This window comes from Pontibacter brevis (assembly GCF_054779655.1).
This window is the reverse complement of record NZ_BAAGXV010000021.1, coordinates 12,800-27,161: the sequence shown is the minus strand read 5'-3', so window position 1 is coordinate 27,161 and position 14,362 is coordinate 12,800. Positions and strand designations below refer to the sequence as shown.

13 protein-coding genes are annotated in these 14,362 nt (G+C 49.3%); 4 read left to right on the top strand and 9 right to left on the bottom strand.

Annotated elements, in window-relative coordinates; translation table 11 throughout:
- Window positions 1–4: 4 nt before the first annotated feature.
- Window positions 5–1,081, bottom strand: coding sequence for a porin (locus tag ACYVB1_RS05505; RefSeq protein ID WP_460921458.1), 1,077 nt, complete (start codon window positions 1,079–1,081; stop codon window positions 5–7).
- Between the two features lie 203 nt (window positions 1,082–1,284).
- Window positions 1,285–2,229, bottom strand: coding sequence for a LysR substrate-binding domain-containing protein (locus ACYVB1_RS05500; RefSeq protein ID WP_460921455.1), 945 nt, complete (start codon window positions 2,227–2,229; stop codon window positions 1,285–1,287).
- A gap of 172 nt (window positions 2,230–2,401) precedes the next feature.
- Between ACYVB1_RS05500 and ACYVB1_RS05495 the strand changes: the two genes are divergently transcribed.
- Entirely contained in the window at window positions 2,402–2,875 is a 474-nt protein-coding gene (locus ACYVB1_RS05495; protein WP_460921452.1) for a Dps family protein, read from the top strand.
- Between the two features lie 282 nt (window positions 2,876–3,157).
- On the opposite strand, the gene folB is transcribed toward ACYVB1_RS05495, so the two are convergent.
- The 3 genes from folB to ACYVB1_RS05480 are packed head-to-tail and all read right to left on the bottom strand — an operon-like array spanning window position 3,158 to window position 5,437.
- Entirely contained in the window at window positions 3,158–3,514 is a 357-nt protein-coding gene (gene folB, locus ACYVB1_RS05490) for a dihydroneopterin aldolase (RefSeq protein WP_460921449.1), read from the bottom strand.
- Between the two features lie 7 nt (window positions 3,515–3,521).
- The gene (locus ACYVB1_RS05485; protein WP_460921446.1) at window positions 3,522–4,511 is read right to left on the bottom strand and encodes a DivIVA domain-containing protein; all 990 of its coding nucleotides are present in this window, start codon (window positions 4,509–4,511) and stop codon (window positions 3,522–3,524) included.
- Entirely contained in the window at window positions 4,508–5,437 is a 930-nt protein-coding gene (locus tag ACYVB1_RS05480) for a WD40 repeat domain-containing protein (RefSeq protein WP_460921444.1), read from the bottom strand. The genes ACYVB1_RS05485 and ACYVB1_RS05480 overlap by 4 nt, the downstream gene beginning before the upstream one ends.
- 107 nt (window positions 5,438–5,544) lie before the next feature.
- Between ACYVB1_RS05480 and ACYVB1_RS05475 the strand changes: the two genes are divergently transcribed.
- On the top strand, window positions 5,545–6,180 hold the full coding sequence (locus ACYVB1_RS05475) for a 4'-phosphopantetheinyl transferase family protein (RefSeq protein WP_460921440.1): 636 nt from the start codon (window positions 5,545–5,547) through the stop codon (window positions 6,178–6,180).
- Window positions 6,181–6,204: 24 nt separating this feature from the next.
- Entirely contained in the window at window positions 6,205–6,789 is a 585-nt protein-coding gene (locus ACYVB1_RS05470; protein WP_460921438.1) for a thioredoxin family protein, read from the top strand.
- Window positions 6,790–6,862: 73 nt separating this feature from the next.
- Here ACYVB1_RS05470 and ACYVB1_RS05465 read toward each other — a convergent pair whose 3' ends face one another.
- The 4 genes from ACYVB1_RS05465 to ACYVB1_RS05450 form a co-directional block, all read right to left on the bottom strand.
- Window positions 6,863–7,711 (bottom strand): transglutaminase-like domain-containing protein, encoded by an 849-nt coding sequence (locus tag ACYVB1_RS05465; protein ID WP_460921435.1) that lies wholly within the window; start codon window positions 7,709–7,711, stop codon window positions 6,863–6,865.
- A 214-nt stretch (window positions 7,712–7,925) separates the two neighbouring features.
- Window positions 7,926–9,554 carry an acyl-CoA carboxylase subunit beta gene (locus ACYVB1_RS05460; RefSeq protein ID WP_460921432.1) on the bottom strand — a complete coding sequence of 543 codons (1,629 nt, stop codon included), beginning with the start codon at window positions 9,552–9,554 and terminating at the stop codon, window positions 7,926–7,928.
- 96 nt (window positions 9,555–9,650) lie between these two features.
- The gene (locus tag ACYVB1_RS05455; protein ID WP_460921429.1) at window positions 9,651–10,748 is read right to left on the bottom strand and encodes an MlaD family protein; all 1,098 of its coding nucleotides are present in this window, start codon (window positions 10,746–10,748) and stop codon (window positions 9,651–9,653) included.
- Between the two features lie 16 nt (window positions 10,749–10,764).
- A complete protein-coding gene (locus ACYVB1_RS05450; RefSeq protein WP_460921426.1) occupies window positions 10,765–11,547 on the bottom strand; it encodes an N-acetylmuramoyl-L-alanine amidase family protein in 783 nt (260 codons plus the stop codon).
- Between the two features lie 131 nt (window positions 11,548–11,678).
- Here ACYVB1_RS05450 and ACYVB1_RS05445 point away from each other — a divergent pair, with 131 nt between their 5' ends.
- Window positions 11,679–14,291, top strand: a complete 2,613-nt coding sequence (locus tag ACYVB1_RS05445; protein WP_460921423.1) for a putative LPS assembly protein LptD — start codon at window positions 11,679–11,681, stop codon at window positions 14,289–14,291.
- Window positions 14,292–14,362 lie beyond the last annotated feature (71 nt).

The window sequence follows — 14,362 nt, the reverse complement described above, 5'->3', positions numbered from 1 at the left end:
CCTTTTACAGTTTCACCGAAAAAGAAGTTACCAGCAGTAAATTATTTCTACTGCTTCCATCTTCGCCATGAAAGATGTTGTCTTTGGAGCCATATCCGCGTGCTTCAAACCGCCACAGAAAGTCCGGGGCAGGTATGTAGTCAAAATTCAGGGAGGCACTTGACGTCTGGAAGCCAGCAGCGGTTCCGGTTTTAACAATAATCTGGTCTGCATCGTTGTAGTGGTCTACTCTGCCGGCCAGAGCAAAGCGGTCGCTCAACCTGTAGCGGGCAACAAGCAACCCTGCATTCCAAGTACCCTTCTCGTTGCTGTCAAACAATTCCTGGCGACCATAATCTGCACTGGCCCCAACCGTGAACCTATCGGAAAAGATACAGCGGGCGTTGAAGTTATGAAAGAGCCTTCGCTTTGCTTCTACTCCCTCAGGTGCCTCATTGCCATAGTAGTTGTTATAGCTCAACTCCAGCTGTTCTGTCGGAGTGTAGCTGATGCCAAAGCCCAGAGATTTCGCATCATTTGTTTCCTGGATGTTCTGCCAGCCATTCAGCACCAGGAACGTCAGGCTTACTTTTGAGGACACCTCTGCCGTTAGCTGCGCCCCTGTCTCGAAGTAGGGGGAGTTTTCTGCCATCAGTGCCCGGGTATATATCTCGTTATCGCCGGAGAAGGTGGACTCATACCCGATATGCGACGGCAGGATACCTGCATCCAGCCAAAGGCCCTCTGCCAGTTTCACACCTGCGTTTGCCTGTGCTATCAGCCGGGTCAGCTCATTTGGCTCATCTGCATAGTTTGCCTGCACATAGGAGCCTGTATGCAGCGCCAGGGTAGCCCGCACACGGTTTGTATTATAATCAGCCTGTAGAAAGCCCCAGTTCAGGTTAAATTCGTTATTCCGGTAGGCCTGCGTAGTATAAAGGCGGTTTTTGCCGGCAGGTTCTGTAAAGTCGTACCCATAATATACATCCACAGCCCCACTTAGCTGAAAAGGCTTCGCAACCAGTGAATCGTTCGCCTGTGCATGCACAAGTCCTGTAACCGCTAAGAAAAGAAAGAAAAGTAATGAGGTAAAGAACCGCATGGTTTGATTTGGTACGTGTCACCGTCACCTGTTACCAGGTCCGGCAAGCATATCCTGTGTATTTGTTCTCTCTATGCCATGTACCTTGTTTCAGGCTCATAAGTTATTTCTTCGGGTGGTGAGCGGCAGCACCAGGCAAGAGGATGTGTGGCGGTTTATCAACAGTAAAAGTGCGGAGCTGGCACTTTTCCGCCTGAAAGAAACTATTTTACCGCCACTACCTGCTGCTTCTTTCTTTCTCGGATGCTCTCGGGCACAGCAGCGATAATTTCTTTTTGCAAAGCCTCTACCAGCTTTTTCTTCAGGAAGCTGCGGTGTACGACCAGGCTTACCTCGCGCAGCGGCTGTGGCTCCTGGAAAGGGCGCACTAACTGCAGCTTCTCCTCCGGCATCTCCAGCACCGACAGTTCTGGTAGAAGTGTAAGCCCGTGTTGTGTCTCTACTATACGTTTGAGTGTTTCCAGTGAGCCGCTCCTGTAATCAAGGTGTCCCTTACCTTCGGTGCCCACATGCACGCCCCTGTTACAGATATTCAGCACCTGGCTTCTGAAACAGTGGCCCTCGTTCAGCACCCACAGTTCTTCCAGGTCCAGCTGGCTCGGATCAATTGCTTTGGACTTTGCCAGCCCATGGTCCGGATTTACATATGCCACAAAGGCTTCATAAAAAAGAGGTAGCTCCCTGATGGATTTGTTCTCCAGCGGCGTTACCAGCAATCCTACATCCAGCAGCTCATGGTTCAGCTTCTCTACAATCTGCTCGGTGAGCAGTTCCTGCACTACTACCCGCACGTTCGGGTACTTCTCCAAAAAGTTGGTAATAAACAGGGGAATCAGGTAAGGTGCCAGTGTGGGGATAACCCCGACCCGCAGTTCGCCGCTTAATTCCTGCTTTTGGTTTAGTACAATCTCCTGCACCTTCTTGGCCTCTGCCAGCACTATCCGGGCCTGTGCAATAATATCTTTGCCTACTTCCGTCGGACGCACTGGTACCCGGCTTCTGTCAAAAAGCTGCACACCTAACTCCTCCTCCAACTTCTGTAACTGCATGCTGAGCGTAGGCTGCGTTACAAAACAATGTTCTGCTGCGGTGGCAAAATGACGGTAAGTGTCCACCGCCACCAAATATTCTAACTGCACAAGTGTCATCAGCCGGGTATATTAGTTTTATATAAGTATACCTGATTTAGTCATTTACAGGCACAGACAAAGTTAATAAATAGATAAAACTTATACATATATAACTATTATCAATTTGATTGATAAACATACTAGCATAATCTTTGTACATATTCTTACACACAAACAAAGAAAATTGACTATGGAAAAACTAACTAATATTGGACTACAGAAAGAAACAAGCCAGCAGATTGCTGAAAGACTAAACGAGTTGCTGGCCAATTATCATCTATACTATCAGAACCTGCGCGGCTTCCACTGGAACATCAAGGGTATTCACTTCTTCCAGTTGCACGCAAAGTTTGAGGAACTATATACGGTGGCACTCACCAAAATTGACGCCATTGCAGAGCGTATTCTTACAATCGGGCAGCAGCCACTACATACCTTCTCAGACTATGTGCGGGTATCCAGCATACAGGAAGCAGGCAACCTGAGCGGCGACAAAGAAACTGTGTCGGTGACACACCAGAACCTGAGCACCTTGCTGGACCTGGAGCGCGAGATTCTTAAATTAGCCGCTGAATCAGGCGATGAGGGTACAGTTGGCCTCATCAGCGAAGATATTAATGAGAATGAGAAAACGCTCTGGATGCTGAACGCCTTCCTGAGCTAATTCTTAACGAAACTAATACTACCTAATCATATACCTAAAGTGCCTGCAGCTTCTGCAGGCTTTTTTAGTTTATGAGGTCTTTGTTAAGCTTTTGATTCCAGCGGGACCAGTGAATAAAGTAACAGTTTCCCGTTCTTGTCATATTGGAAGTAATAGAACAGCAAAGGGAGAAAGAGTACTTGAACCTGCAGAAATAGAAAAGCGGCTGGCCCTTTCATGAGCCAGCCGCTTTTGTGTTGTCAGGACAAAATTTCTGTATCCTGTATTTGTATGTTTTTTAATCTACCTTACTTCCTCCAAGCTCACCTTTGCCCACTGGCAGATACCTCCGAGAGGTGGGTTAAATTTATATACGTTTACTTTTACCGACTGCACAAAAGGGAACTTCTCGTACACCTTATCTATAATGCGGTGCCCGAGGTGTTCGAGCAAACGGGCCGGTGTCTTCATCTCTGTCAGCACCAGTTTGTACAGCACCTCGTAATTAACCGTCTCGTGCAGGTCATCGCTTTCGGCGGCACGGCGCAGATCTGCATCTATAATTAGATCAATGCCGTACTTGTTGCCGATTTTCTGTTCCTCATCATAAAAGCCGTGGAAGGCAAAAAACTCCATGCCTTCCAGCGCAATCTGTCCCATCGCCGTGTTAGCCTATTTCATCAAAAAAAGACCCGGCAGTTGCAGTTTGCTTTACTGCGCCGGCACCGCTGGTAGCATAGGTGTTACGCGATGGCTCCGTCAGGGGAGGCTGTATTTCCGGCTTATCCGGCTGTACGGGCTCTATGTCTGGTACAGGCTGCTCAATATCCGGGGCTGGCACACGTCCTGGGTAATCCGGCTGCACTGGCTCGATTTCAGGAGACGGCACATTGGGCACCATTGGTTCAATAGGGCTTGGCACCTCTGGTTGCGGCTGTGTTACGTCCGGCGCAGGATCACCCAGTGGGTGGTACCCGTTGCTGTTATGGATGGCTACAGGTGCATTGGCTGCTGTAGATTCTGCCAATTGGTATGGCGTAGGCTCGGTAGTAGTTTTCATTTCTTTCAAGGTTTTCAGTAGCTCGGCGCTCTCTACTTTCACGTCGGCGGCTCTTGAAAGAATACTCTGTGTACTGGTTTTAGGTTTTGCCTTTGTCTTTTCAGCTCTCTCCAGGGCTTCGTTGGCCAGGTTCTTCAGTTCACGCACCATCGTGTCCAGGTGGCCTTCCATACGCTGGTAGTCCTGCTCCAGCACTTTTACTTCCTGCTTCATCTCGGCAATCAGTTTTTCTGACTGCCTGGTAGCTTCCTCCAGCACCTGGCGGGCCTGGTTGCGGGCCTGGTTCAGCAGTTCGTTTGCCTTTAGTTCGGCTTCGCGGGCTTTCAGCTCTGCAGATTTTGTTGCCTGCTCTACTATACTGGTACCGGTGTCTTCCGCTGTTTTCAGTGTCTTGTAGAGTGAAGATTCTACCTCACGTAATTTCTGGGTTTCACGGTGCGAAGCGTCCAGCTTCATGCGCAAGTCCTTGTTCTCGTCCAGCAATTTTTCCCACTGTTGCGAGAGCGTCATCAAAAAGGCATTTACCTCGTCCTTATCTAACCCTCTGAAAGCCTTCTCAAACGTTTTTTGTCTGATCTCTAATGGTGTAATCTTCATAACTCAAGCTCTTTAATATCCCAGACCGAAATGGTGCGATCGTCACTACACGAAACTAACTGATTCTGATGAGCCGACCAAAATAATTTATTCACGGATGTGCCGTGGCTGGCATTCCGCACTTTGTCTATCACCTTCAGCAATTTAAAGGTCCTGGCATCCCAAACCTTGATAGACTTGTCCATGCTGCAGGTGGCAAAGTGTTGACCGTCGGGGCTGTAAGCAATATGGTTGATGGTGTACATGTGCGCAATGGTATAACCGCGCTCCTTGTAGTTCTCCGTTACCTCCCACACCCGCAGGTGCGCATCACGGCTGCCCGACAGCAACAACTTCGCATCCGGCGAATAAGCCACCGTAAAAACAGAATTGGTATGGGAAGCCAGCTCATGCTTCAGCTCCATGGTTCCGGCATCAAATATGCGTATCTTATTGTCGCTGTAGCCCACAGCCAATTCCTGGGTCTGCGGGTTATAAGCAAGGCTGCGCGCGCTTTGGTCTGTTTTGCGCACGATGGTCTGCAAGTCAAATGTGTCGCTGTTCAACACACACAGGGCGCCGTTGCCCATGGCTACCATAATTTTCTGGAGTTCAGGAATATAGGCAATATCAAAGATCGCCACTTTAGGCAGCGGTACCGACTTGAGTATCTTTTTATCTTTCAGGTCGATAACCTGTAAGCCTTCCTGGTTTTGCCCAATAAGCAGCAGGTTCCGCTCCGGCATGTAGCGCAGGGCGTATACCGACGTATTTACCCGTGCAATCAGCTCTCCGTTTTCGGGATCGTCCAGGTTCCAGGCCACCACCATTCCATCGCCGGCGGCTGAGAAAACAATGTGCTCCTCCCCCGACCGCTCCAGGCTATAAACACAATCGCGGTGCCCGGTAAGGGTGCTTATTTTTTGTACTTGTACTTTACTGGCCATAATGCCGTAACGCTATTAAATGTCTAATTTTAGCTAAATTTACAATAAATACGCCGAACCTTCGGTGCGTGCGTGAATAAAACCTCCTCCACCATGCCAATTTAGCTATGCCCCTTCTCCTCACCCGACAAGTAGACACACACACCTGGCTCGGCATCTGGCAACTGCAGGAGCCTGCAGCGGTTCTACGTGCCATGCTGCCATCTTATGCTGATGTTAGCGCCCTGGCTGGCAAGACACACCCCATGCGGCAACAGGAGTGGCTGGCAAGCCGGGTACTGGTTTACGAGTTGCTACGGCACATCACACCTGAGCCACTGGTGCTGGCACGGGATGAAAACGGCAAGCCGTACTTCCCGGACCAGCCCCTGCACCTGTCCTTAACGCACTCACCCCACCTGGCTGCTGTTATAGTTTCAGGGCAGCATCAGGTTGGCATAGATATTGAATTGATAACCCCAAAGGCGCTGCGTGTTGCAGATAAGTTTCTTACAGAAGCGGAGAAGCAATACACGGCTTCCGACGAAACGGCTACCTGTCTTTACTGGAGCGCCAAAGAAACATTGTATAAACTGTACAGCCGTAAAAAGCTGGTGTTAAAGGAAAACTTGCTGGTAAGGCCGGGAAAAGAGCCAAATGTGCTGCAGGGCCGTGTACAAATCGAAAATTTTTCTAAATTGTATCAGATTCACCACGCCACGCTTCAGGAACACGTACTTACTTACTGCATTGACAGTGATTAAATAAGACAACAAACGATAACCCTTATGAACTACTTAGCCTCTCTTGCTACAGCCTTTTTTCTTTCAGTTGGTGCTTTTGCTCAGTCTGGTGGCTATCAGCTGGGCGACAAAGTATCGGACTTTTCATTGAAGGGTAGTAACAACCAGACTGTTTCCCTGGCTGATTTCACCAATGCCAAAACGGTGGTACTGGTGTTTACCAACAGCCAGTGCCCCTACGCTAAATTGTACGAAAACCGCCTGGTTACTTTGGCCAGCACCTATGCCAACAAAGGAGTGCAGTTTGTTTTTGTAAATCCTGGCTTAGGAGACGGTGGTGAGACACTGGAGACAATGGCCGCAAAAAACTACAGCTTTCCATATCTGGCCGATGAGGGCCAGAAGATCAGCAGGCAGTTTGGCGCTACCAAAACACCGGAAGTTTTTGTGCTGCACAACACAGGAAACGAGTTTGTGCTGAAGTACAAAGGAGCGATAGACGACAACCCGCAGGTGGAGAGTGGGGTGAAGAACTATTACCTCAGGAGCGTTATTGACTCGGTACTCGCGAACAAAACCGTTGCCACACTTGATAAACGTGCCACCGGCTGTTTGATTAAGAAGTATTAGACTATAACACATAAAAAAGGAGCAGGCAACTTAGTTAAGTTGCCTGCTCCTTTTTTATGTACCCTTGCCCTGCTTAAATCCCGGTTTCTTCATCAGTGATGGCAGTAAGCAGTTTGGTTACTTCTGTTGCCTTTTCCAGGTCATCCATCTTCTCGAATGAGAAAGACAGGTTACGCAGTGCCCGCTTCACCACATCTAAGTTAGAGCATGGCTCATAGAATATATCGACTGGGTTCAGGTTAAGCTGCAGGATATAATTGTCTATGTCTGCCTTCGAAAGGATGAGCCCTTTGTTGTACACGTTGATGTAAAACTGCAAGCCATCCATCTTATATGTCAGGATAAACAGGTTGGGCAGGTTTACACCATACACCGGCATTCCGAGGCGCTGCGCCAGCGTCATGTAAATAACACAGAGCGTCAGCGGGTTTCCCCGCTTTGTTTCCAGCACCAGGTGCAGCATTGAGTTGGCCGGCGAGTGAAAGTTTTTGGTATTTGCAGAAAAGCGCTTTTCCCGGAACAGCACATTGTTCAGCGACTTCACCTGGTCATACGGATGCATCTCATCCTTCATGTGCCTCCAGGCATCAAAGTAAAGCTGGTCTACTGTTTTCGTGATATCGCCGAACTCCACATCAGGATACATGTAAGAATTCACGAGCCACATTCCCTCCAGCAGGTTCTCAGCGCCATTTTCTTTCCAGGCTCTCAACCGGACATGCAGCCCTTCAAACTGCAGGTTATGAATCAGGTCCTCTATTTTCTTCTGGAGGTCTGAGTCAAGCGTCTCTTCCCACTCTTCCTCCAGAAACGGTATTATTCCTTCTCCCAACGACACTATCCGCTGTTCAACATGCTGCGCCACCTCGTGGTCATGATCCTCTAACAGCGAGATCAGCGCCTTAATTTCTTTCTTCGTCACTATACTCTCCTATATAAAAATTCAATACTCAAAACAGAACCGAGGCCCTTTAAAGTTGCAGACAAAAAACGTACTATTTCTGATGGATTATCTTTCCAAATCAGAAACCACTGGCATTCTTGCCCTTGCACCTCATATTTTCTATCTAAGTGTACGGCAGGCAGGGCGCTACTTCCTATTTTTTATCCGGGATTTTGGATTCTTCACCAATTAATCAAGTCTGTATCACCCCTACATTGTACTTCTTCTCGATAGGCGCGTGGTTGGCAGCCTCAATTCCCATAGAGATAACTTTCCGTGTTTCCAACGGATCTATAATACCATCCACCCACAGACGCGCAGCCGCATAGTAAGGTGACAGCTCTTCGTTGTACTTGTTTGTGATACGCTCCAGTAGTTCTGCCTCTGCCTCCGGCGTAATTTCCTTCCCTTTTGCTTTCAGCGAGGACACCTGGATCTGCAGCAGTGTTTTAGCAGCCGCTGCCCCACTCATCACGGCCAGCTGGGCTGTTGGCCAGGAGTAGATCAGGCGCGGGTCGTAGGCTTTGCCGCACATGGCGTAGTTGCCGGCCCCGTAGCTGTTGCCAATCAGTATGGTAAACTTCGGCACCACAGAGTTAGACATGGCACTCACCATTTTGGCGCCGTCCTTTATGATGCCGCCATGCTCTGACTTGCTACCCACCATAAACCCGGAGACGTCCTGCAGGAACACCAGCGGAATCTTTTTCTGGTTGCAGTTCATGATAAAGCGGGCAGCTTTGTCGGCTGAGTCAGAATAAATAACGCCCCCCATCTGCATTTCGCCTTTCTTGCTCTTCACGATCTTGCGTTGGTTCGCCACAATGCCCACTGACCAGCCGTCGATACGGGCCAGGCCACAGATTAGGGTTTGTCCGTAAAGGTCTTTGTAAGGCTCAAATTCAGAGTTATCCACCAGGCGCAGCACAATGTCCATCATATCGTAAGGCTTCGCACGGTCGGCTGGCAGCAGACCGTAAATCTCCTGCTCGTCCAGCTTTGGATCGGCAGGCGCCATCCGGTTGAAGCCTGCTTTCGGGTTGTCGCCCATCTTGTCGAAGATGTTGCGGATATGGTCCAGGGCCTCCTGGTCGTCTTTGCATTTGTAATCCGTAACACCGGATATCTCTGAGTGCGTTGTCGCACCACCCAGCGTCTCATTATCAATGGTCTCGCCAATGGCGGATTTCACCAGGTAAGAGCCTGCCAGAAATACAGAGCCCGTTCCCTCTACTATCAGCGCCTCATCGCTCATAATGGGCAGGTAAGCGCCACCTGCCACGCAACTGCCCATAATAGCGGCTATCTGCACGATACCCATTGAACTCATTACGGCATTGTTGCGGAACATGCGCCCAAAGTGTTCTTTATCCGGGAAAATCTCGTTCTGCATGGGCAGGAAAACGCCGGCACTGTCCACCAGGTACACAATCGGCAGTTTGTTCTCAATAGAGATTTCCTGTGCCCGCAGGTTCTTTTTGGCTGTGATCGGGAACCATGCCCCTGCTTTTACTGTGGCGTCATTGGCCACTACCACACATTGCCGGCCTTTGATGTAACCGATACCTGTTACCACACCACCGCTGGGGCATCCGCCCACTTCATCATACATGCCTTCACCGGCAAAGGCACCAATTTCTAAAAATTCCGTGTCATCATCAAGCAGGTAGCTGATACGCTCACGTGCCGTCATCTTGCCTTTCTCATGCTCCTTGCGGATGCGCTTCTCTCCTCCCCCCTGGTATACTTTGTTTAGCTTTGTTTTCAGCTGGTACGTCAGCTGCTTTAAGGCATCTTCATTTTTGTTGAATTCAATATCCATGCAGACTGTTTTGAGGTGTAGGTTTGACAGAACAAAAAGAAAAATCCGCCTTTGGAAGCGGATTTCACAAATATACAATTTTTACGCCTTAAGGGTTTAGTTTGATTTAACCGAGTCGGCTTTAGCAGGCACTGCGGAGGCCCCGGTTCCTGTTTGCTGTACCGGCACAGGCACATAAACTGTATCGGGCACTGTGCGGAACTCTTCCGGGTTTCGGTCCTGCATTTCTTTTACTTCTTCCAACGACACCACACGGCCTGTTTCATCAACCTTGTACCTGTCTTTGCGGCCAAACACAGAGAAGTTGACGTAACGCTTCGGATATGCCTGAATATCCCGAAGCAGCGCATTGAGTGATGCTGTAGAGTTGTTCAGGTTTTCATACAGCGCCTCGTCGTTCATCAGTCTTCCCATAGAGCCCTGGTTGGTGTTAAGCTTGGTAACGGCCGCCTCCAGCTCTGCCACAGCATCGTTGGCATTCCGCACCAACTGGGTTATTTCGACCTGTTTAAGCGTGTCCGTGATTTCGGCCATGTTCAGGGCCAACCGGTTAATGTTGCGCTCTGTCTGGCGCAGGGAAGCCGTAAGGGCGTTAATATTAGAAGTGATCTGGTTGATGTTTTCCTGGTTAGACCGAAGAATCTCGTTTATGGCCGCAGTGGTAGCTCTTGTGTTAGCCAGTATGTCCTGCACATTGCCCTTTGCCTCGCTTTCCAGCATTCTGTTTACACGGGCAAGGGTGGTGTCCACTTTATCTATTACCGGTACTGTTTTAGTCGAGATGATGTCAGCGATGCTGCTTTGCTTATAAGAAATAAGTTGTTCGCCGCCGTCATAGTAGGTGGTACTATTACCGAGATACAGCGTGATGGCCTTCCCCCCCAAAAAGTCTGAGTTAGCGAGAGCAGCGATGGTAGAGTCTCCTACCTGTAGCTCTTTCATTACATCTATTTGTACCCGTATCTGGTTCCCCTGGTCTACCAGCAGTTCCATGCCTTGCACCGTACCTACTTTGATACCGTTCAGCATGACAGGGTTAGATGCAGTCAGTCCGTCCACATCGTCATACACCACATAGTAAGAGCTGGTGTCGGAAAACAAGTCAGAACCTTTGAGGAACATAAAGCCAAAGTACAGGATGACAATGGCTGCTATGGCCAACAAGGCTACTTTTACTTCTTTAGATATTTTCACGCAAGAGTGTTTTGTATTAATTCATGACCTCCAGCTCTTTCTTATATGCTTTGAAGGCCCGGTATATACCTGATGCCATATACGTTTGCCCCGTTTTATCGTTAAGAAATTTCTCTTCTGTCGGGTTAGTCAGGAAACCGCACTCAATCAGCACACTTGGCATATAGGACTTCCAGAGCACCAGAAAGGGCGCCTGCTTCACGCCCCGGCTCTTGCGCCCCACCTTGTCGCGGAACTCGCTCTCTACCTTGTCGGCAAAGCGCAGACTGTTGTCTATATAAGCACTCTGGTGCAACGTAAACAGGATATGGCTCTGCGGTGAGTTCGGGTCGAAGCCGTTGTAGTTCTCCTTGTAGTTGTCCTCCTGTAAAACCACGGCATTCTCACGCTTGGCTACTAAAAGGTTGCCTTCAGACTTCTGGATACCCATGGTGTAGGTTTCTGTTCCGAACGCAGTAGCTGGCCCTGAGTTGAGGTGAATGGAGATAAAAAGGTCAGCATTGTTTTTATTGGCGATGCCCGCCCGGTCAATCAACTCCACAAAATTGTCATCTTTGCGGGTATACACCACTTTTACATCGGGCAGGTTCTGCTCTATGAGCGTTCCTACCTGCAGGGCGAGCTTCAGGGCAACATCAGCCTCATGTGAAAACTTCCCGTTACACCCCACATCTTTCCCCCCATGTCCAGCATCTATCACAACCGTACGCAGTTTATAGCTTCTCTTATATTCCAGTTTATGAGAAGAAAACAGCATTAAAACGATAGCCAGAAACGAAACAGCAACAATATTTTTCACAACTTTCGTTAGTTAAAAGTTAAACAATAACTTTGTACAAAATAAGTAAACTTTTAGGGAACTCTGAAGATTTGCGCCACTTTTTAATTTTTTTACTACTGCTGCCTTTTACCACTCTTGCACCTTTTAGAGTGCAGGGTCAGGAACTGCAGCAACTGCCTGTCGCAGGGCAGGATACAACGCTTACTGCGCAGGACTCTGTAACCCTTTCCGCCCCGAGAGGTGATATCCAGACGACCATCAAATACGCTGCCAGAGATTCTATACGCTTTGAGGTAGACAGCAAGGTGGTGCACCTTTATGGTGATGCCAAAATCAACTATGGCACCATGTCTTTGAATGCCGCCTACATCGAGATAGATTACGAGACCAACATGCTCACCGCCACCACGCTCACCGACTCGACCGGCAAAGAACTGGGGGTGCCTTTGTTTACAGATGGAGGCGAGACGTACGCAGCCAAAAGAATCGCCTACAACTATAAAACCAGGAGGGGGCGCATTTCTGAGGTAGTAACGCAACAGGGCGAGGGTTACATACATGCGGAGGTGGTAAAAAGAAACGAAAACAACGAGTTCTTTGGCTTGCACTCTCGCTACACCACCTGTAACCTGGAGCACCCGCACTTTTACATTGGCTCCCAGAAATTTAAAGTGATACCGAACGATAAGGTGATGTCCGGACCGTTCAACCTCGTAATCGGAGATATTCCAACACCACTGGGCTTTCTTTTCGGCCTCTTCCCTACCCCTAAGGCGCAGAAAAGATCGTCTGGTATACAGGTGCCGAGCTTTGGAGAAAACACCCGTGGCTTTTACCTGCAGGACATTGGCTACTACTTTGCCTGGAACGACTACATTGGCACGCTGGTGCAGGCAGACATTTACTCGCTGGGAGGCTATAACATAGATGCTAAAACCGACTATGTGAAGCGCTACGGCTACAGGGGCTCCTTCAGCTTTGATTACAACTTTTTAAAGAACGATGAGGCAGACATAGCCTACAGCGCCAGGTCTACAAACGAAAACGTGCTGCCGCCAACACAGCGGACCTTCTGGATCAACTGGTCGCACACACCGGTGCAGAAGCCGGGCCGTGGCCGCTTCTCGGCCAATGTGCGGGCAGGTAGCACCTTGCACCAGCGTATAAACTATACCAACACGGCCAATTACCTGTCGCCGTCCTTTAACTCTTCTATATCCTATCAGAAAACGATACCGAACTCACCGTTCAGCTATACCATCAACGCGCGCCAGGACCAGAACACCACTACCGGCAGGATGAACTTTGTGCTTCCTGACCTGAGCTTGAGCATGACAACGGTAAGCCTTTATGAACTTTTCACGGATGCACCCTCTACCGGCGCCTGGTACGAAAACTTCACGATTGGCTACAACGTGAGAGCCCGTAATGAGGTATCGAATTATGTACCTGCACGGACTTTTCCGGGGTTAACGAACGTGATTGGCGAAACCCAGGCCGACACAACACTTCCTATCAGCTTCAACACCCTGCAAGAGATTTGGGACAATGGTAGAAAACAGGCTGACCACAGCCTGAGCATCGGCCTTGGTAATTACAAAGTATTCAGGTTTTTCAACTTTTCACCGAGCGTTAGTTACAGCGAGTCCTGGCTGGATGAGAAATATTCGTTCCGCTTCGACCCTGATTCTCAAAAAGTAGATATAGACACCACAAACTTTGGCCGGGTGTACCAGTATGCTGCGGGAGCCTCCCTCAGCACAACTATTTACGGTACCGCCTACGTCAAAGGCAAGCGCGTGGAGGCCATCCGTCACCTTGTCAGGCCAAGCATAAGCTACAACTACCGTCCTGATTTTGGCGATGCCCGCTTTGGCTTCTATCAGACACTTGTGACCGGGGTAGACCCCGGCACCAGCCTGGCGCGGGTACAGACGCTGCCGCGTTTCAGAAGCGGAGTACCAGGTTCTTCTCTCAGCAGCGCGATGGGATTTTCGATAGACAATAACATTGAGATGAAGGTGCGCGCTAAATCTGACACGGCCACAGCAGAAACGAAGTTTGAGAAGGTGACGCTTATCAACAACCTGAGGCTAAGCTCCGGCTATGACTTTGCGGCCGACTCTTTCAGGCTTGCTCCTATCCGGCTTACCATGAACACCCGCCTGTTCAAGATGGTGGATGTTACCCTGGCATCCAGTTTCGACCCCTACAGAATCAGCACGAACGATGCAGGTGTTGCCAGAAGAGTAGATGAGTATTACTTTGACATCACAAAGCTCAGGCTGGCAAGGGTAACCAATGCCAACCTGAACCTGCGCACCAACCTGAACCCGAAGGCAAGACAAACGGAAACCACCTCCCCGACGAACCTGCCTGCCCTGCAGCAGGACATGGACCCTTTGCTGCCAGAGTACGTTGACTTTAAAATTCCGTGGACACTTTCGTTGGACTACACCCTGTCTTATAACCGCAGTCTGACAAATGTTGTCACCATCAATCAAACAGCAGGCATGAATGGCACCCTGGGTATTACAGAGAAATGGCAGGTGTCCTATAACGCCACCTACGATTTCGTGAACCATAACATTGCACACGCCAACGTAAACATTCACCGCGACCTGCACTGCTGGGACATGAGCATTGGCTGGGTTCCTTTCGGAATTATGCGGGGGTACAACATTACCATCAACGCCAGATCTGCGCTGCTGCGCGACCTGAAGCTTACGAAAAGAAGCCGAAACACCGGCCTATACAGATAAGAAACAAAAACAGCCACGCTCTATGTGGCTGTTTTTGTTTCTAGATTTTATAGCTTTACAGCCTAAACCTG

Excerpts from the sequence above, each read along its gene's own strand:
- ACYVB1_RS05505 (WP_460921458.1), bottom strand. The coding sequence starts at position 1,081 with ATGCGGTTCTTTACCTCATTACTTTTCTTTCTTTTCTTAGCGGTTACA.
- ACYVB1_RS05500 (WP_460921455.1), bottom strand. The coding sequence starts at position 2,229 with ATGACACTTGTGCAGTTAGAATATTTGGTGGCGGTGGACACTTACCGT.
- ACYVB1_RS05495 (WP_460921452.1), top strand. The coding sequence starts at position 2,402 with ATGGAAAAACTAACTAATATTGGACTACAGAAAGAAACAAGCCAGCAG.
- folB (WP_460921449.1), bottom strand. The coding sequence starts at position 3,514 with ATGGGACAGATTGCGCTGGAAGGCATGGAGTTTTTTGCCTTCCACGGC.
- ACYVB1_RS05485 (WP_460921446.1), bottom strand. The coding sequence starts at position 4,511 with ATGAAGATTACACCATTAGAGATCAGACAAAAAACGTTTGAGAAGGCT.
- ACYVB1_RS05480 (WP_460921444.1), bottom strand. The coding sequence starts at position 5,437 with ATGGCCAGTAAAGTACAAGTACAAAAAATAAGCACCCTTACCGGGCAC.
- ACYVB1_RS05475 (WP_460921440.1), top strand. The coding sequence starts at position 5,545 with ATGCCCCTTCTCCTCACCCGACAAGTAGACACACACACCTGGCTCGGC.
- ACYVB1_RS05470 (WP_460921438.1), top strand. The coding sequence starts at position 6,205 with ATGAACTACTTAGCCTCTCTTGCTACAGCCTTTTTTCTTTCAGTTGGT.
- ACYVB1_RS05460 (WP_460921432.1), bottom strand. The coding sequence starts at position 9,554 with ATGGATATTGAATTCAACAAAAATGAAGATGCCTTAAAGCAGCTGACG.